Origin of the sequence: Alicyclobacillus herbarius DSM 13609, from assembly GCF_000430585.1 — a bacterium.
Lineage (GTDB): Bacteria > Bacillota > Bacilli > Alicyclobacillales > Alicyclobacillaceae > Alicyclobacillus_G > Alicyclobacillus_G herbarius.
On sequence record NZ_AUMH01000010.1, the window covers coordinates 85,440 to 102,808 of the forward strand.

Sequence of the window (17,369 nt, forward strand, 5' to 3'; positions counted from 1 at the left end):
ACGATTTGTACCCGGTGGAAAGGAGTTGACGATCGTTATGTTAGAGCGCACTACATGGGCCGCCATACCGGTGGCCGCGCTCGTGGTTGTGGGCGGAGGTCTCGGTTGGTGGGGGTATAGTCAGTATCACGAAAAACAGGCTCTTGCGGCGGAAGTACAGAGCCGTTACGAGGGCACCTTTCATAACTTGACAACGGACGCCAATCATTTAGAAGAGGAATTAGGAAAAGCATTGGTGAGTGGAGACACCGCTTCGTTTCAGGGGCATTTACGGAATGTCTGGCGACTGAGCAGCATTGCGCAAGACGACGTGGGCAACCTTCCGTTGCAGTTGATGCCGACGCACCATACACAACAGTTCCTGGCCAATGTCGGCAAACAGACAGATCAGTGGCTGACTCAGGGTGCTTCACCGACGGACAAAAACGTACACAGTAAGCTTCAAAAGATGTACCAACAGGCGCATAAAATGTCGACATCCCTCAACCAGATGCAGGGGACGGTGTTGAATCAGCGGCTCAGCTGGCTGAGTGTTACTCAGGCCCTACAACAGGAAAGACAGCAGAAGACAGACAACCAAATTGTCGATGGATTCCACAAGATGGATAAGGCAGCTGGCGCCTTTGCCGAGACGAAGGAAACCCCAGCTACCCCACATCGTCCGAGCACCAACGCCTTGCGGGGCGAGAAGAAGGTTACAGCCACCGACGCGAAACGCGCGGTTGCTCAAGTGCTTGGCGTGGGCGTGGGCCAAAACTGGCATGCCACGATGACCGATAAAGGTTCAAAGGTGCCAGAGTTTATCGTCACCGGATCGACAAAGTGGGGGCACTTGCGGGCGCTGGTTAGCCAAAGCGGCGGTCACGTGTTGTCATTTCAAGTGGATTATCAAATGGGCAAGGGTACGTATGACTTTAGCGACGCGGAACGGAAAGCCGAGTCCTGGTTAAAGCGGCGCGGTTTCACGGCGGTGGAGCTGCTGAATTCGTATCAATACGACCGGACAGGGTATTACGTATTCGCACCCTTGTATAAGGGAGTGCCGGTGATGAGCCAGACCATCTCGGTCAAGGTGGCCCTCGACCAAGGCGGCATCATCGGCTATGACGCGAGCAACTACTTTTATTATCCGGTGGATGCCGTTCCTTCACGGGTATATTCCGCAAACCAGCTGCAAAAACGTTTGCATCCGTCTTTCCAGGTTCGCATGCGCCGGGAATGCATCGTCAAGGACAAAAACGGCAACTATCAACCCGCAGTCGCCTTTTACGGCACCGAAAACGGGGAGACCTATCGGGTGTTCATGAACGCCCATACGGGACATGAGATAGACATCGAACAACTCACCCACCACAGCTAAGCCACCCAGTGACGACCATGCGGTTCCGTGCGTGTGCGGAACCGCGTGCCTGTCTTGGCCCAGACCTGACCTTGTCAGAACTATCCCTTTCCCCAGCTACATTGCCTTATAATGTTGGATATGGGGGTGGGGGAAATGAAAGCGCCAGTCGTTGGCCAATGGCTGCGGCTTCGGGAGGAGCCGGGTAAAGAGCATTCCTTGTCGAAACTCCTCGACGTCACCGATACATACTGGCTACTGGATGAACCGGTGGCGAGTGCGTCACAGCAACCGCTGCAGCTCGCCGGAAGACCAAACATCTGGGTTGAGTATCAAGCACGTGATGGTGCCTTATGCAGTTTTTTCGCCGATGTTCTGGGACAGGTCCATCTGCCGCTGCCCGCATGGCAAATTCGTTCCCCGCGGCGAGAGGAAATCCGCCGCCAACAACGGCGGGAATACGTGCGTGTTCCCGCAGACATTCCGGTCCGATTGGAGTGGCAAGAGGGTGACCGAAAGCGCCTGGATGACGTGTTCACGCGCGACATCAGCGGAGGCGGCCTGGCACTCCTCGTCCCTCGCGATGTGCGACTTCATCCAGGGATGTCCGTACGAGTTTTCTTTTCTCTACCTACGAACCAATTTCCCGTTGAGGCAGAGTGTCATGTCCTTCGTGTCACCGATCGCAACGACGTTGGGTACGCCGTGGCATCGATGACCTTTGTCGGAATGAAGGAGGCCGTTCGCCAGCGCATTATTCAGTATACGTTTGCGCGCCAGCGAGCCTTGCTTTAAACCAAAACAAACGGTAGCCGGTTAGCATGTCCAGGGGCGGTCAGGCATACCTTAAGTGGTGGAGGGATGCCTGTGTCGCAAGACCCAGCCTACCGTCGGTTTCAGGGCGTGATTGAGCGTATCGACCGGTTTTTGCTGCCGGTGGCCGCCGGCTGTCTAAGCTTCACACTGCTCGTTCAGGGCGTGGAGCGAATCCCGACCGTTCGCGCGCGAATAGATATGGCCGCTAACCGGTTTCAAGCGGTGCCGAAAGAGGTTATCCCCGCCAGCGCGCAGGTGGAGCAGGCGACCATCAAGGTCTACCTATCTCCCGTCACTGCGGTGGATACACCGATTGAGGTGTTGCGCAATGGGCACTCGGCCGGGTCTTTTCAACGAGCGTCGTTTTCGCTCACCGTGCGGGATGGTGACCAGATCATGTTGTACGCACCGCTGCTGGAGCATGACCTGACCGTCGAGGTCGATCACGATAATCCTCGGCTCCTCAGCCCCGCGCCGGGTTGGACGGCCGTTCTCGGGCCCCATCAAAACCGGGTGGATTTACCGAGCACAAAGTTCACGGTCTAGCCGCATTGCGACCGTCGATTACCTATGCTACTATATGGTTACTGGTATAGCGCTACAGTTACCCGCTCGCGCTGTCGTGCATCTGAACCATAGGTGTCAAATGGGGCATAGGAATTGGCTCAGTGAGAGCTTATGAAAAGCGGGCGATGGCCTGCTTTTCTTATTTTCTAGCCTGGCATCATCCTGTTTGTTGCGAGCGAAGCAAGCAAAGACGGAATCGTAGGGGTTTATTCGCGTATGAGCCGTATTTCCATTGCGATTGATGGACCGGCCGGTGCCGGCAAGAGTACGGTCGCGAAAGCGGTCGCCAAGCAACTGGGTATCCTTTATCTCGATACAGGCGCCATGTATCGCGCCGTGGCGTGGTTGGCTAATCAGCATCACGTCGATGTCGACGACGAACCCGGTTTGGTGCGGTTGTTACACGAGCATCCACTGCGTCTTGAGAAGACGTCATCCGGCACTTTTACCATCTTCGTGGATGGTCAGGATGTCACACCGTATTTGCGCTCCCCAGAAGTCTCAGAGAAGGTTTCACGGGTGGCCGCAAAGCCGGGCGTTCGGCGGTTGCTGACTCAATGGCAACAGGAGTTCAGCCGCCACCACGGGGTCGTCATGGACGGCCGCGATATTGGCACAGTCGTTCTTCCAGATGCTGACGTCAAAATATTCTTAACGGCCAGTCTCGAGGAACGTGTTCGCAGACGAAGCCGGGAATTGGCCGAACAGGGATTTGCGGTCTCTGAAGCGGAATTGGCGAGATCCATCGAAGAACGGGACCGTCAGGACAGTTCGCGCGCAGTGGCTCCGTTGATGGCCGCCAAAGATGCGCGGTATGTCGATTCGACGGGGCGTTCGGTGGAAGAGGTTGTCTCGGAAATCCTCTCCATTGTGGAGCAGGTCGTGCATGAGTAGGCGGACTGACCCAAGTCAGACTTTTCTCTTTCGCATCGCACGCTTCATCGTGACCCGTTTTTTTCAGGTTGTCTATCGGTTTCGCGTTGTGGGAGCGGAGAACATTCCGGCTGTGGGGCCAGTGATTCTCGCCTCCAACCATATCAGTAATCTCGATCCGCCCCTGATTGGGATTTGTACATTGCGATACGTTCAGTTTATGGCCAAGGCGGAGTTGTTCAAAGTTCGGCCAATTGGGGCTTTTTTACGATGGTTGGGGGGGTTCCCTGTCCGTCGGGGACTGCGCGATACGGCTGCCATTAAGTATGCCATATCGGTCCCCAAACAGGGCGGTTGCCTGGTGATTTTTCCGGAAGGTCACCGCTCGCGGGACGGACGCTTAGGAAAGGGGCTGACCGGGGTCGCATTCATTGCCCGGCGCGCTGAGTGCCCCATTGTACCTGTGGCCATCATTGGTCCGTATCAGTTTCGCCGACCGTTGACCGTTCGTTTCGGCAAACCGATTCAGCCGCAATCCGATGAGAGCAATGAGTCCTTGTTGGCAAAGCTGATGGACAACATTCAAGCCCTGCTGAACGAGGGACATGCTTGAGGTTTTATGTAGATATGTCGCTGATGGCATTGGCCGGCCGGGGAAGCCGCATACTATGGAACAACTATCGGTCGCGTATGGCTCGGTTTCCAGCGCCCGTGTTGGAAATCGGGAGTACTATACAAAGTTTTGTGGTGACATGAGGAGGGCTTTGGATGTCTGAGGAGCTACAAGAAATGTTGAACACCGCAGCACTGCAGCCGGGGGACGTCGTCAGCGGTACCGTCACGGCCATTGACGACAAAAAGGTATCCGTGGATATCGGATATAAATTTGAAGGTATCGTCCCCATTCGTGAACTCTCCGCATTGCGCATCGATCACCCTAGCGAGGTCGTCGCGGTGGGAGACACTGTGCGAACCAAGGTTCTCAAAATCGATGAGGACTCGGAAGTGGTCGTGCTGTCGAAGCGGGAAGCCGACGCTGTCGACGCTTGGGAAGATTTACTGCGCAAATACGAGAACAATGAGGCGTTCGACGTCGTCGTCAAGGACGTGGTCAAGGGTGGACTGGTGGCAGACGTAGGGGTACGTGCATTCATTCCGGCTTCATTGGTAGATCGTCATTTTGTCGAGGACCTGAACGAATTCAAGGATAAGACCATTCGCGTTCGCGTCATTGAGATTGACCCTGAAAACAATAAGTTGGTACTTTCCCGCAAGGCGGTTCTGGACGACGAGCATCAGGCACAGATGCAAAACATCATGCGGTCTCTTAAAGAGGGCGCCGTGGTGGAAGGCACCGTGCAACGCCTGACCAATTTCGGTGTCTTTGTCGATGTTGGCGGCGTCGATGGGCTGGTCCACATCTCGGAGCTGGCTTGGCACCATGTTGATGACCCGGCCGAGATCGTTAAGAAAGGGGACAAGGTCCAGGTCAAGATCCTGCGTGTCGATCCGGAAGCTGGACGTATCTCCCTGTCCATGAAAGAGGCCGAACCAAGTCCGTGGGAGCGCTATGTGGATGAATTTCACGAGGGCGACGTCGTCACCGGGACGGTAAAGCGTGTCGTCGACTTTGGGGCGTTCGTCGAGCTGCGTCCCGGCCTGGAAGGCCTCGTTCACGTCTCGCAAATTTCCCGCCAACACGTTGCTCATCCGGCGGATGTCTTGAGCCCGGGCCAGGAAGTCCGTGTCAAAATCCTCTCGTTCGATCCGGATCGGCAACGGATTTCCCTCTCCATCAAGGAGGCCGGTGACGATCCGTTGGCAGGCATGACTCGCCAGCCGGACAGGTCGTATGACCGCCAGAACGACACCCATTCCGGTACCGGCGCGACTTTGGGCGATTTGTTCGGTGACCTTTTCAAGCGCTGATTCGTTGCATAAACCCAACGGGCGCCGGAGAGCATCCCCCCGGATGACCGGTCGTCCGGAATTCGTCTCGACGCACAATGGGAACGTTGTGCGTCTTTTTGCGTTTTGGGGAAATAATACCGAATGATGGTAAAGGGGCACCTCTTGACGGAGGGGGGAGGGCGGTTGAACGGTTTGTATCTCCTGCTTGTCGTCAACGCGTTGGCCTTTGCTTTTGCGAGCGTCCGTCAGGCGTTCGCCGTTCCTCGCCATCCTGATTCGAGCCGCGCGCTTGTCCGCGGCCACACCCTCAATTTGCTGGCTGTTTTTGTCCAGACGCTTACGCCCCCTGGACCATGGCTCTTGGCAGTCCCATCTGTGTTGTGGGTGCGCTCGGTGATACGAATCTTTCGCAGCAGTGACAAACCCATGTGGTCTCTATTGTGGGCCTCCCTAGCTTTGGGGGGCGTCTGTCGTTTCATCTTGTACCAGGTGTACCCGTTCGCGTCCTGGCACGGCGTGCCGGTCGCAGTGCTGCTCGGTGCGGCGGCTGCACTCGTGTGGTTGAGGGTTGCGGGGAGTCTGGAGGAGAGAGTGGTGGGCGCCGGTCTAGCCGCGTTCTTAGAACAACCGGATAGGCCCACATGGGTGGATTTGGGACCGTGGTTTCCCGTTCTCGGGGAATTGTGGACGAGCTTGCTGGTCTTTCTGGTTTGCGAATCGGTCGAATACGTTTCGACGGGGAAGGTCAGCGTTGGGCGGGCTCGTGTGGCTCGGCGTATTGACCAAATTGGTCCAAATCGAGCATAATGGTGTAATGACATCTTATCCGTCAGGAGTGGTAAAATGCCTCGGATTGCGAGGGTTCGGCCGAATTCTCTGGCCGAGGAGCTGGAATTGGCTCCTGGAGACGAAATTCTGACGATTAATGGACAACCCATTAAAGATATCATCGACCTCTCCTATGCGCTGGCGACGGAAGAAATGGAACTTGAGGTCAAACGGGCCAACGGCGAGACGTGGATCATTGAAGTCGAAAAGGACTACGATGAAGGATTGGGTGTCGATTGGGAACATCCGACGGTGGATCGCGTTCGACTCTGTCACAACAAGTGCGTTTTTTGTTTTGTGGACCAAATTCCGAAAAACATGCGCGAAACCTTGAATGTTCGCGACGATGACTACCGTTTGTCCTTCCTCCATGGGAATTTTGTCACCTTGACGAACGTCAAGGATGAGGAGTTACAGCGGATTGTCGACATGAAGATGTCGCCGTTGAACATCTCCGTGCACACGACGAACCCGGAATTGCGCGTGCGCATGTTGGCGAACAAACGTTCAGGTGAAATTCTCCGCCAGATTGCGTTCTTGGCGGAACACGGGATTGAGATGAACACGCAGGTTGTCCTATGCCCCGAGTGGAACGATGGGCCTGAGCTGGATCGCACGATTCGCGACCTATACCCGTTTTTCCCGGCGGTGCGCACCCTGTCCGTGGTGCCCGTGGGGTTAACCAAACACCGGCGGGGTCTGCACAAGCTCCGCCCTTGTACCCCGGAGGAAGCCAGGCAGGTGATTGCTCAGGTTCGGGCTTGGCAGGATGAACTGCGGCCCAAGCTGCGTGCTTCGTTCGTCCACGCGGCCGATGAATTTTATGTCCTCGCGGATATGGACGTGCCTCCGTCGGAGTACTACGATGAATTCGGGCAAACGGAAAACGGCGTCGGCGTGATTCGGACCTTTCTGGATGAGCTGGAAGAGGCGTGGCCATACGTTCCCAAACGTGTCAATGGGGATTCCCGCAAGGTGGCCGTCGTCACCGCTGTATCGGCCGCCAAAACCATTCGCAATTCATTGGCGCGCCTAGACGGGATTGCGGGACTTACAACCGAGGTGTTTCCGGTGGTCAACGACTTCTACGGACATCACGTGACGGTCACGGGCCTGCTTACCGGGCAGGATATCGCGCAGCAGTTGTCCGGTCGAATTGAAGCGTTTGACACTGTGCTGTTGCCGGACATCATGCTGAAAGACGAAGAAGATGTATTTTTGGATGACTGGACGGTGGAACGGTTATCGATGGAGCTCGGGAAACCGGTGACCGTGGTGCCGGCTACGGGGCGCGGCCTTTTGTTTGGCGTACTGGGCTACACGCAGGCGTTGCCGCCGCGCCGACGGTACGAAGCGACGCTACGCAACATGGATGAGGGATTGGGTGCGCAGGATTTGCGCGCGTCTTCGTGATATTCGTGATATAGGATGAAACGGAAAAGGAGTTTTTCGGCATGGCTCTACCAGTCGTCGCCATCGTAGGACGAGCAAACGTCGGGAAATCGACGCTGTTCAACCGCCTTCTCGGGGAACGGATTGCCATCGTCGAGGACAAGCCGGGCGTCACGAGAGACCGCCTGTACGGGCGCATGGAATGGAACGGAATCCCCTTTGCCTTAATTGACACGGGTGGCATTGAGCTGCACGAGGCAGATGAGTTTGTCAACTTGATTCGGGTGCAGGCCGAGCTGGCCATTGACGAGGCAGACGTGATTATCTTTGTCGTCGATGGCCGAAGCGGCGTGACGTATGCGGATATCGACGTGGCCAAACTGCTTCGTAAATCAGCCAAACCCGTGATTCTGGCTGTGAATAAATTGGACCATCCCACGCATCATGCGGGTGCTTATGACTTTTATGAACTCGGCTTTGGCGATCCGTTCCCGATATCGGCGGAACACGGCAGTGGTACGGGGGATCTCCTGGACGCGGTCCTCAAACACCTGCCGCATACCGAGGACGAAGAGGACGACGAAGACGCCATTCGCATCGCCTTCATTGGTCGACCGAACGTAGGCAAATCGTCGCTGGTGAATGCGCTTTGCGGAGAGGAACGGACCATGGTCAGCGATGTGGCGGGGACGACCCGAGATGCGGTCGATACGCGCATCGAAGTGGACGGAACGCCCTATATCCTTGTCGATACGGCGGGCATTCGACGCCGCGGCAAGGTGTACGAAAACATCGAGAAGTACAGTGTCCTACGCGCGCTGCGGGCGATTGAGCGAACAGATGTAGCTTTTGTCGTCTTGGACGGAAAACAAGGCATTGCTGAACAGGATAAACGGATTGCCGGATACGCATTGGACGCAGGGTGTGCCATCGGATTTATTGTCAACAAGTGGGATATCGTCGACAAAGATGACAAGACGGCTCAGCGGTTTACGGAGAAGATTCGCGAATCCTTCCCATTCATGAAGTGGGCGCCAGTGTTGTTTGTCTCGGCGCGTACCATGCAGCGGACGCAAAAAATCTTGCCGCTGGCCAGCGAGATTGCGGACATGCACGCGATGCGGATTGCTACGTCAACGCTCAACAGCGTCATTCAGGATGCGGTGGCGGCGGTCCCGCCACCCACGGACAAGGGGCGAAAGTTGAAGATCCTTTATGCCACCCAGGTTTCCGTCAAACCGCCCACGTTTGTCATCTTCGTAAACAACGCCGAAATTATGCACTTTTCGTACGAGCGTTATTTGGAGAATCGCCTGCGCGAAGCGTTCGGTTTTGAAGGAACGCCCATTCGCCTGCGTGTTCGCGAACGCGATTAATGCGTGTCCAGATAGCCTTTTAAAGCATAAAGCAAGATGTGATATGCTAGTTGGGGTCACGGCTTGTGATAAGGCCGCGCCGGGGAAGCGGTCTTGGTGCCCGACGGTATCGCCGGGGAACGGGGGAGGAATTGTTTCGTGCTGGTAGTGAGCATGTTTTTGGCGTACCTCATAGGCTCCATTTCGACGAGTACGCTGATAGCCCGCTGGTTAGCCCGAATCGATATACGCCAGCACGGAAGCGGAAATGCCGGTGCGACCAACACATTGCGAGTGCTCGGCCTGAAGTGGGGAATCGTTGTCCTTGTTTTGGATGTTCTCAAAGGCGTTGTCGCCGTTTTGCTTGCGCATGCACTGGGAAACGGAAACCCTTGGGTCTTGTACCTATCGGCGCTCGCTGTCATTGTCGGCCATAACTGGCCCGTGTTTTTCGGGTTTCGGGGCGGAAAAGGAGTGGCCACCACCATTGGAGCGTATCTACTCTTGCTACCGTTGCCCACTATCTGTGCTGGCATCTTGGCCGTCTTGCTAATCAGCGTAACCCGGTTCGTGTCTTTGGGGGCACTTGCTTTTGTCACCTTGGCCCCGGTGTTTATCCTGCTCATCCACCCACACGTCGGAACGTTTCTTTTTTCCTGCGCGGCCGCTGTTTTGTCATTTTATCGACACCGAGCGAACATCGGGCGACTAGTCCGGCGCGAGGAACACAAGATATTCGGCAAGTACGATTGAGAATGGGGCAATAGTGACCAAGCCATACATCGCCCGAAGGCCCAGGGAGGTAGGGATTACTCATGCGGATTGCAGTTCTTGGGGCGGGCAGTTGGGGAACGGCACTCGCGGCGGTACTGGTTCGCAACGGCCATGAAACGCAAATCTGGGCACGGCGTTCAGAAACCGTGCATGAGATCAATGAAGTGCATCGGAATAGGCGGTATCTGGGGGACCACCCGCTGCCCGAAGGGCTTGTGGCTACGGACAGCTTGGCACAAGCCCTGGAGGGAGCTGAGCTGGTTTTGTACACGGTCCCCTCGGCCGCGATGTCTCAGCTTGCGAAAATGACCAGCCAACTGCTGCCACCAGGCAGCACCTTGGCACATGCCGTCAAAGGGTTCGATCCGTCCACCAAACAGCGCATGAGTACCTTACTGCACGCGATGACCGGTCGGCCACTCCACCAGATTTGCGCGATTACCGGGCCCAGTCACGCGGAAGAGGTGATTGCGTCGATGCCGACCACCATCGTCGCGGCTTCCACGTGTCGGTCAACAGCCGAACGGGTTCAAGACGTGCTCATGAATCCGAGTCTGCGGGTCTATACCAATCCAGACATCATTGGCGCGGAAATCGGCGGATCGCTCAAGAACATCATTGCCCTTGCGGTTGGAGTGGCCGAGGGGCTTGGGTTTGGAGATAACGCCCGGGCTGCCCTGATGACACGCGGGATCGCAGAAATCACACGCTTGGGTGTGCGGCTTGGAGCCGCAGCGATGACGTTTGCTGGCTTGTCCGGAATTGGCGATCTAATTGTGACCTGTACCAGCCAGCATAGTCGAAATTTCCGTACCGGACAGATGTTGGGGCGGGGCATGAGTCTCGCCGAGGCGCTTGCGAAGGTTGGCATGGCGGTTGAAGGGATTCAGACCACCCGCGTGGCGGTGGAATTATCCCGTGAGCATCAGGTAGAGATGCCCATTACCACGGCCCTTTACGAGGTCCTTTTCACCGGCAAGAGACCTGCCGATGCGGTGGAAGAATTGATGGGCCGGGCGAAGAGCCACGAGATTGAAGAGGTGGCGATTTCAGGAGCGATTCCGCAGTGGCTCGCGTAGCAAGATGTGTAAAAAGGATGGTGTGTCCAAGGGAAGATTCTGATACACTGGACATGCATCCAAATTCCATTTGCATTCCGTTCGAGGTCGAAGACGAAGCGCCAGGAGGTCGTGGTATGAGCCATATCCCCGCAGATCTCAAGTATTCCAAGGAACACGAATGGGTTCGTGTCGAAGGTGGCCGTGCATACGTTGGCATTACGCACTTCGCTCAGGATGAGTTAGGGGACATTGTATTCGTCGAGCTCCCCGATGTGGGAACCGAAGTTCGGGCGAACGAAACCTTTGGGACGGTCGAGTCCGTGAAGACGGTTTCCGACTTGTTCGCACCCGTTTCTGGAACCGTCGTGGAAGTGAACGAAAAGTTAGCCGATAGTCCGGAACTGATGAACAGCAGCCCCTATGATGAAGGGTGGATGATTGTCATCGAAATGAGCGATACCACCGAGTTGGACGCTCTCTTGGACGCGGACGGCTACGAGTCGTTCATCTCGCAATGACATGTGCCTCTTGATGTGACCTCCCAGTGCTAAATCCGGATGTGGGGGCGGACCGACGGTTCGCCCCGGAACACATTTTCCGTTTTTCCTCAAACTTTATGTCCACCTGCGTTCTACGATTCCGTTTCCCACGTATACATAACGAGTGTCAGGAACGGCGAGCCTCCTGGGCATAGCCTGCGCAGGACCGCATATACATGTAATGTCCTCATAGAGTGGACAGTCTTGGGGCTTTGGCCCGCTGCGCGAGGAGGAGGAAAGCGTGGAAAAGTTCGACGTATTCAAAGACATTGCCGAGCGGACAGGGGGCGATATCTACCTCGGCGTAGTCGGCCCCGTACGCACTGGCAAGTCTACGTTCATTAAAAAATTCATGGAACTCATCGTACTGCCGAACATCAAAGACGAAGCGGACCGGACGCGGGCGACCGACGAACTGCCTCAGAGCGCTGCCGGTCGCACCATCATGACAACGGAACCTAAGTTTATTCCCAACCAGTCTGTCGAAGTCTCTGTTGCGGAAGGTCTGGACGTCAACGTACGGATAGTCGATTGCGTGGGCTACGCGGTCGAAGGTGCCCGCGGGTACGAAGACGACAACGGGCCGCGAATGGTCTCGACCCCGTGGTTTGATGACCCCATCCCGTTTCAGGAAGCGGCAGAGATTGGTACGCGCAAAGTCATCAGTGACCACTCGACCCTGGGCATCGTCGTAACCACGGACGGGACCATTGCCGAAATTCCGCGTTACGCATATGTTGAGGCGGAAGAGCGGGTCGTGGAAGAATTAAAGGAGCTCGGCAAGCCTTTCGTCGTGATTGTCAACTCCGCCAATCCAGCTTCCCAACAGGCGCAGGACCTGCGCCAGGAGTTGGCCGAAAAATATGACGTTCCGGTGATTGTGCTCTCCTGCGGAACCTTGACCACGCATGAAATCAACGTGGTCCTCCGCGAAGCCCTCTACGAATTTCCGGTCAAAGAGATTAATGTCAATCTACCGAATTGGGTCATGGTGCTGGATGAGGATCATTGGCTGAGGCAGAGGTTTCAAACTTCCGTGCATGAAACTATCCGGCACATCCGTCGGATTCGTGACATCGACCGGGTTGTGAGTCAGTTTAGTACGTACGACTTTGTCTCATACGCCGGTCTGTCTCATATGGACATGGGCAAAGGGGTCGCGGTCATCGAACTGTCGGCACCCGATGAACTCTATGACCAAGTCTTGACGGAAGTGGTGGGCGAGCGCATCACCGGTCGCGATCAGCTCTTACGCATGATGAAAGAGTTTGTGCATGCCAAGCGGGAATACGACAAAGTCGCGGAGGCCCTGAAGATGGTGAAGATGACCGGTTATGGTATTGCCCCCCCGGCGCTTGAAGAAATGACGCTGGATGAACCCGAACTGATTAAACAGGGATCGCGCTTTGGCGTGCGGCTGAAGGCCACGGCACCGTCCATTCACATGATTCGGGTCGATGTCGAATCCGAATTCGCCCCGATTGTTGGCACAGAGAAGCAGTCGGAGGAACTCGTAAGGTATTTGATGCAAGACTTCGAGCAGGATCCGCTCAAGATTTGGGAGAGTGACATTTTCGGCAAATCCCTGGCGGCCATCGTTCGCGAGGGCATCTCTGGAAAGCTGTCCTTGATGCCGGAGAACGCCCAATATAAATTGCGCGAAACCCTACAAAGGATTATCAACGAAGGCAGCGGCGGTCTCATTGCCATTATCCTCTGAGTCGACGGTCGGATGGATTGAAGTGTCCTCATCCGGAACGTGAGGTATAAATTCCGCAAAACCCGGCAACACCTGTAAAATCACACTGTTTGCGTGAGGTGTTGAGAGTGAATAAAGCGGAATTAGTACAAATCGTTGCGGAACGGACCCACTTCACGAAGAAAGACTGTGCCGTAGTGGTGGACACGGTCTTTCAAGTCATTACGGACGCGTTGGCGCGAGGAGAAAAGGTCCAGCTGGTCGGATTCGGCCACTTTAACATCCGTGAACGGGCGGCGCGGAAGGGAAGGAATCCGCAGACCGGAGAAGTGATTGACATTGCGGCCAGCCGCGTTCCGGCTTTCAAGGCAGGAAAAGCGTTGCGCGCCGAGGTGCGGTAACGCGGCAGATCGGGAACGCCGCCCGTGGATCATTTGCTTTCCGGGAATCTGACCGTGGATCATTGCAATGTCAACGGACATCGGATATAATATGTCTTGCGCGACAATGAATCCACGGGATGTGGCGCAGCCTGGTAGCGCGCTACCTTGGGGAGGTAGAGGTCCCGGGTTCAAATCCCGGCATTCCGACCAAAAAACCAGCGTCGTCGAACGCTGGTTTTTCATTGTCCGAAAGTCTTTTGGAACAACACGGCCGGCAGAGGCTCCTAAGGGCCTTTTGCCTTTATAGAGAGGGGGAAACGGGATGTCCGATTCTCCGGTACTTGGCGATTACTTTGTCGTTCAAGCGTTGGAAAACGGGGTGCAGGTGATTGGTCTCACCCGAGGTGCGGAAACGAAGTTTCATCATACGGAGAAGCTCGACCGTGGGGAGGCCATGGTGGTGCAGTTCACTGAACATACGTCCGCGATGAAGATCCGTGGAAAAGCCATTCTTTATACCAAACATGGGCAAATTACGACAGGCAGCGAAGGCACGCGATGACGCAGATGGTTTTTCTGCAGAGAATGGGGTGTAACCTCGGCATGGTTGCCGTTTCGGGACAGCAGTAGGGACTATGATATACTAAGCGTGGGTTATGATGGCACACGAAGACCTGCTTTGTGTCGCGGAGGATTCTGGAATGACGGCAAGGGGATGAAACTGGCGTGGCAATCGCCGAGTTGAACAACATGCGGTTTCAAGATTTGGATGAACGTGTCCGCGGCTACATAGATCATCCACTGTTACGTCAGCATCGGATTCAGCCGACGGTGAGTCGATTCCACTTTGATGTGCTCTCTGCCATGCTGCATGAGGCTGACCTGCCTCCTGGACAAACACAATCCATTCTGGAAGCCGTTCTGTTGTTGCAACTTGGATTGTCCATTCATGACGATGTCGATGAACATGATGGGCAAATCCGCCAGCTCATCGTTCTTACGGGCGACTATAGCAGCGGTCGGTATTATTGGCTTCTGGCACGGGTGGGGGATTTACGCCTATTGGAGGCGCTGTGCCACGCGGTTGTACGGATCAACGAAGCGAAGATGGCGTTGTGGGACGCAAAGCAAGCGGAGGGACACGAGGACGGGTTTGACCAACTCCGTCGACAGATGGATCTTTACTGCGTCGTTCACGGTGAACTTCTGTTTGCGGTGTGTGACTGGCTATTTCCCGACGATTCATCGTGGCGTACGCAAGTGCGCTCTCTAGTTCAGGCGTACATAGTTAGCCGGGAGACGACCACGGATTTATCCGGATTTTTATCTACGCAACCCGTTCGTCGATGGGTTTCGGAATTGGTCGATAACATGCTCCGCGGCCCCATCAACGTCCGCTTGCAACAGACGACAAACTTACTGATTGAGTGTTTGCTGCCGGTTCAACGGCGTCTAGAACAACAATCGTTGGCTGAGGGGAACCGATAATGGCCGTTCGGACAGATAAGGCACGTTATGTGCACGACGTCTTCTCGCAAATCGCCCGTCAATACGATGTGATGAATACGGTTCTCAGTTTTTTTCAGCACAAGCTTTGGCGTCGATTTGCTATGAAGAAATTAGGACTGTCCCCAGGCAGTCGGGCGCTCGACGTGGCGTGCGGGACGGGGGATTGGACGTTCGCTTTAGCACGTACGGTCGGGGGTAAAGGAGAAGTTGTCGGTATTGATTTTTGTAAAGAAATGTTAGATGTGGCGAAGGAGAAGCTTCGTCGTCATCCCGAATTTTCCGGGTTCGTCCGACTCCTCCAAGGCGATGCGATGGCCCTCCCGTTTGCCTCTGATAGCTTTGATTCGGTCACGATTGGGTTTGCACTTCGGAATGTACCGGATATCCGCCAGGTCCTGTCTGAAATGACGCGAGTCGCACGGCCAGGAGGCTGGGTGGTCTCCCTGGAACTCTCGAAACCGGAGTGGCCCATATGGCGGTCGCTGTATTACTTCTATTTTTATCGGATATTACCCTGGATTGGTGCATTGGCGGTGGGCAAAAGGGCGCCGTATGCATGGCTCCCCGAATCCCTCACTGATTTTCCGGATCGCAGGCAACTGGAACAGATCTTCCGGGAGGTCGGGCTCACGGAAGTCAGGAGTTATCCTTTGACGGGCGGCATTGCGGCTCTTCACATGGGCCGTAAGGCAGGAGGCTAAGTATGGAGTTTCGTTTCGTTTATCGGACGTACCGCAGTGAATTGGAACGGGTCGAACGCTGCCTGATGGACGCAGTGGCTTCCGCCAATTCCTCTATGACGCAATCCGCACGGCAGCTGCTGGAGGCCGGGGGGAAGCGAATTCGACCGCTGTTGGCGCTGATGTCCAGTCGACTCGGCCCCTGTGCTTCAGAAGATGCGGTGTATCGTGCGGCAGCCGCATTAGAACTCGTTCACATGGCTTCTTTGGTGCACGATGACGTCGTCGATGAATCGGATGTACGTCGTGGCCAGGCAACGGTCCGGGCACGATTTGGCAATCGCGCGGCCATGTATACGGGGGATTTTTTGTTTGCTCGTTCGATTCAATTATTGACATCGATTGGGGATTCGGAAGTCCACCGGGAAATGTCTACGGCCATGGTGCGGATGTGCGAAGGGGAAATCGACCAAATTCGGGATTTTTATAACTGGCATCAATCCCTGCGCACTTACCTGCGCCGTGTGGAGCGCAAGACAGCTTTGTTGATTTCCGTCAGCTGTTCCATCGGGGCCCGGGTGGGTGGGTGTGATGAAACCACTATTCGCACGCTACGGCGTTTTGGCCACTATACTGGGATGGCGTTTCAAATCCGAGATGACCTCCTGGATTTCACAGGCGATATGAATATCGTAGGCAAGCCGGTGGGGGGCGATTTACGGCAAGGCAACTTGACCCTGCCAACTTTACACGCGGTCGCATGTGGACCTTATGCGAAGGAATTACGGAGGTTAGTCCATGCAGACATGGCCACCGAAGAGGTAGTCGAAGCTGTACAGTTGATTCGTTCCTCGAACTCGCTGGAATATGCGCAATCTCTGGCAGAACAATATTTAGCCAAAGCGATGGCCGAGCTGGACCGACTCCCAGACCAGCCAGTGGTCCGTGAATTGCGAACGATTGCGCAATTCGTGAATGACCGTGTATACTAGCGACCATCGGTACGAGGATTCGCGTTCTAGATAAGCATTTGAGTTGCATGGCCAGGATGCTTTTTCGTACAATGAGGCGCGGAATATCACGAAGGAGTGTAGCAGATATGGCGAGTGAATTGACGTTTGTGATGGTGAAACCGGACGGTGTCCAGCGCGGGTTAATTGGTGACATTGTTGCGCGATTTGAGCGCAAAGGATTGAAGCTGCGGGCAGCGAAGTTGATGGCGGTCAGCCGTGAACTGGCAGAACAGCACTATGCGGAACACAAAGAACGCCCGTTCTTTCAAGACCTGGTCAACTTCATCACGTCCTCACCCGTATTTGCCATGGTATGGGAAGGAGAGGGAGCCATCAGTATCGCACGCGCGATGATGGGGAAGACCAATCCTGCCGAAGCAGCACCTGGCACCATCCGTGGCGATTACGGATTAACCATAGGTATGAATGTCATTCATGGTTCCGATTCTCCAGCAAGCGCAGAACGGGAGATTGGTTTGTGGTTCCCTGAAGGCACAGTGGAATACGAACGGGCCGTAGATGTTTGGCTTGCCTGAACACCCGTGATCGTCCCGCGAACCCGATACATACACAGTTAGTGTGAGGGTTTTTCGAGAAGCTGTCCTATCCCAGCATAACATGAAGGGAGGG

19 protein-coding genes and 1 tRNA gene are annotated in these 17,369 nt (G+C 55.3%); all 20 read left to right on the forward strand.

The annotated features are described in order from the left end of the window. The first annotated feature begins 37 nt into the window (after nt 1-37). Nucleotides 38-1,360 carry a PepSY1/2 domain-containing protein gene (locus tag H522_RS0108445; RefSeq protein WP_026961975.1) on the forward strand — a complete coding sequence of 441 codons (1,323 nt, stop codon included), beginning with the start codon at nt 38-40 and terminating at the stop codon, nt 1,358-1,360. A gap of 135 nt (nt 1,361-1,495) precedes the next feature. After that, a complete protein-coding gene (locus H522_RS0108450; RefSeq protein ID WP_026961976.1) occupies nt 1,496-2,134 on the forward strand; it encodes a flagellar brake protein in 639 nt (212 codons plus the stop codon). 72 nt (nt 2,135-2,206) lie between these two features. Then, nucleotides 2,207-2,701 (forward strand): hypothetical protein, encoded by a 495-nt coding sequence (locus H522_RS0108455; RefSeq protein WP_026961977.1) that lies wholly within the window; start codon nt 2,207-2,209, stop codon nt 2,699-2,701. Nucleotides 2,702-2,938: 237 nt separating this feature from the next. After that, nucleotides 2,939-3,616, forward strand: coding sequence for a (d)CMP kinase (gene cmk, locus H522_RS0108460; protein WP_026961978.1), 678 nt, complete (start codon nt 2,939-2,941; stop codon nt 3,614-3,616). After that, the gene (locus H522_RS0108465; protein WP_026961979.1) at nt 3,609-4,208 is read left to right on the forward strand and encodes a lysophospholipid acyltransferase family protein; all 600 of its coding nucleotides are present in this window, start codon (nt 3,609-3,611) and stop codon (nt 4,206-4,208) included. Before cmk ends, H522_RS0108465 begins: the two co-directional genes overlap by 8 nt. Nucleotides 4,209-4,363: 155 nt before the next feature. Beyond that, nucleotides 4,364-5,524 carry a 30S ribosomal protein S1 gene (gene rpsA / locus H522_RS0108470; protein ID WP_026961980.1) on the forward strand — a complete coding sequence of 387 codons (1,161 nt, stop codon included), beginning with the start codon at nt 4,364-4,366 and terminating at the stop codon, nt 5,522-5,524. A gap of 165 nt (nt 5,525-5,689) precedes the next feature. After that, nucleotides 5,690-6,313 carry a hypothetical protein gene (locus tag H522_RS0108475; protein ID WP_155836290.1) on the forward strand — a complete coding sequence of 208 codons (624 nt, stop codon included), beginning with the start codon at nt 5,690-5,692 and terminating at the stop codon, nt 6,311-6,313. Between the two features lie 36 nt (nt 6,314-6,349). After that, nucleotides 6,350-7,747 carry a radical SAM protein gene (locus H522_RS18450; protein ID WP_035453155.1) on the forward strand — a complete coding sequence of 466 codons (1,398 nt, stop codon included), beginning with the start codon at nt 6,350-6,352 and terminating at the stop codon, nt 7,745-7,747. A 41-nt stretch (nt 7,748-7,788) separates the two neighbouring features. After that, nucleotides 7,789-9,102 carry a ribosome biogenesis GTPase Der gene (gene der, locus H522_RS0108485; RefSeq protein ID WP_026961982.1) on the forward strand — a complete coding sequence of 438 codons (1,314 nt, stop codon included), beginning with the start codon at nt 7,789-7,791 and terminating at the stop codon, nt 9,100-9,102. A 138-nt stretch (nt 9,103-9,240) separates the two neighbouring features. After that, nucleotides 9,241-9,834: a glycerol-3-phosphate 1-O-acyltransferase PlsY gene (gene plsY, locus H522_RS0108490; protein ID WP_026961983.1), complete on the forward strand. Its 594-nt coding sequence runs from the start codon at nt 9,241-9,243 to the stop codon at nt 9,832-9,834. Nucleotides 9,835-9,896: 62 nt separating this feature from the next. Then, nucleotides 9,897-10,934: an NAD(P)H-dependent glycerol-3-phosphate dehydrogenase gene (locus H522_RS0108495; RefSeq protein WP_026961984.1), complete on the forward strand. Its 1,038-nt coding sequence runs from the start codon at nt 9,897-9,899 to the stop codon at nt 10,932-10,934. Nucleotides 10,935-11,050: 116 nt separating this feature from the next. Beyond that, nucleotides 11,051-11,434 carry a glycine cleavage system protein GcvH gene (gene gcvH, locus H522_RS0108500; RefSeq protein WP_026961985.1) on the forward strand — a complete coding sequence of 128 codons (384 nt, stop codon included), beginning with the start codon at nt 11,051-11,053 and terminating at the stop codon, nt 11,432-11,434. Between the two features lie 262 nt (nt 11,435-11,696). Beyond that, nucleotides 11,697-13,175 (forward strand): stage IV sporulation protein A, encoded by a 1,479-nt coding sequence (gene spoIVA / locus H522_RS0108505; RefSeq protein ID WP_026961986.1) that lies wholly within the window; start codon nt 11,697-11,699, stop codon nt 13,173-13,175. A 107-nt stretch (nt 13,176-13,282) separates the two neighbouring features. After that, nucleotides 13,283-13,555, forward strand: coding sequence for an HU family DNA-binding protein (locus tag H522_RS0108510; protein ID WP_026961987.1), 273 nt, complete (start codon nt 13,283-13,285; stop codon nt 13,553-13,555). Nucleotides 13,556-13,670: 115 nt separating this feature from the next. Beyond that, a tRNA-Pro gene (locus H522_RS0108515) sits at nt 13,671-13,747 on the forward strand. Between the two features lie 112 nt (nt 13,748-13,859). After that, nucleotides 13,860-14,099, forward strand: a complete 240-nt coding sequence (gene mtrB / locus H522_RS0108520; protein ID WP_026961988.1) for a trp RNA-binding attenuation protein MtrB — start codon at nt 13,860-13,862, stop codon at nt 14,097-14,099. 164 nt (nt 14,100-14,263) lie between these two features. Then, complete coding sequence (locus H522_RS20490) at nt 14,264-15,025, forward strand: heptaprenyl diphosphate synthase component 1 (protein ID WP_051344079.1); 762 nt, start codon at nt 14,264-14,266, stop codon at nt 15,023-15,025. Then, nucleotides 15,025-15,747 (forward strand): demethylmenaquinone methyltransferase, encoded by a 723-nt coding sequence (locus H522_RS0108530; RefSeq protein ID WP_026961989.1) that lies wholly within the window; start codon nt 15,025-15,027, stop codon nt 15,745-15,747. The genes H522_RS20490 and H522_RS0108530 overlap by 1 nt, the downstream gene beginning before the upstream one ends. A gap of 2 nt (nt 15,748-15,749) precedes the next feature. Next, nucleotides 15,750-16,718: a polyprenyl synthetase family protein gene (locus H522_RS0108535; protein WP_026961990.1), complete on the forward strand. Its 969-nt coding sequence runs from the start codon at nt 15,750-15,752 to the stop codon at nt 16,716-16,718. A 107-nt stretch (nt 16,719-16,825) separates the two neighbouring features. After that, a complete protein-coding gene (ndk, locus tag H522_RS0108540; protein WP_026961991.1) occupies nt 16,826-17,275 on the forward strand; it encodes a nucleoside-diphosphate kinase in 450 nt (149 codons plus the stop codon). The last annotated feature ends 94 nt before the right edge of the window (nt 17,276-17,369 follow it).

What these genes read in the sequence shown, in the direction of transcription:
- H522_RS0108445 (WP_026961975.1), top strand. Translation starts at nt 38, where the DNA reads ATGTTAGAGCGCACTACATGGGCCGCCATACCGGTGGCCGCGCTCGTG.
- H522_RS0108450 (WP_026961976.1), top strand. Translation starts at nt 1,496, where the DNA reads ATGAAAGCGCCAGTCGTTGGCCAATGGCTGCGGCTTCGGGAGGAGCCG.
- cmk (WP_026961978.1), top strand. Translation starts at nt 2,939, where the DNA reads ATGAGCCGTATTTCCATTGCGATTGATGGACCGGCCGGTGCCGGCAAG.
- H522_RS0108465 (WP_026961979.1), top strand. Translation starts at nt 3,609, where the DNA reads ATGAGTAGGCGGACTGACCCAAGTCAGACTTTTCTCTTTCGCATCGCA.
- rpsA (WP_026961980.1), top strand. Translation starts at nt 4,364, where the DNA reads ATGTCTGAGGAGCTACAAGAAATGTTGAACACCGCAGCACTGCAGCCG.
- H522_RS18450 (WP_035453155.1), top strand. Translation starts at nt 6,350, where the DNA reads ATGCCTCGGATTGCGAGGGTTCGGCCGAATTCTCTGGCCGAGGAGCTG.
- der (WP_026961982.1), top strand. Translation starts at nt 7,789, where the DNA reads ATGGCTCTACCAGTCGTCGCCATCGTAGGACGAGCAAACGTCGGGAAA.
- H522_RS0108495 (WP_026961984.1), top strand. Translation starts at nt 9,897, where the DNA reads ATGCGGATTGCAGTTCTTGGGGCGGGCAGTTGGGGAACGGCACTCGCG.
- gcvH (WP_026961985.1), top strand. Translation starts at nt 11,051, where the DNA reads ATGAGCCATATCCCCGCAGATCTCAAGTATTCCAAGGAACACGAATGG.
- mtrB (WP_026961988.1), top strand. Translation starts at nt 13,860, where the DNA reads ATGTCCGATTCTCCGGTACTTGGCGATTACTTTGTCGTTCAAGCGTTG.
- H522_RS0108530 (WP_026961989.1), top strand. Translation starts at nt 15,025, where the DNA reads ATGGCCGTTCGGACAGATAAGGCACGTTATGTGCACGACGTCTTCTCG.
- H522_RS0108535 (WP_026961990.1), top strand. Translation starts at nt 15,750, where the DNA reads ATGGAGTTTCGTTTCGTTTATCGGACGTACCGCAGTGAATTGGAACGG.
- ndk (WP_026961991.1), top strand. Translation starts at nt 16,826, where the DNA reads ATGGCGAGTGAATTGACGTTTGTGATGGTGAAACCGGACGGTGTCCAG.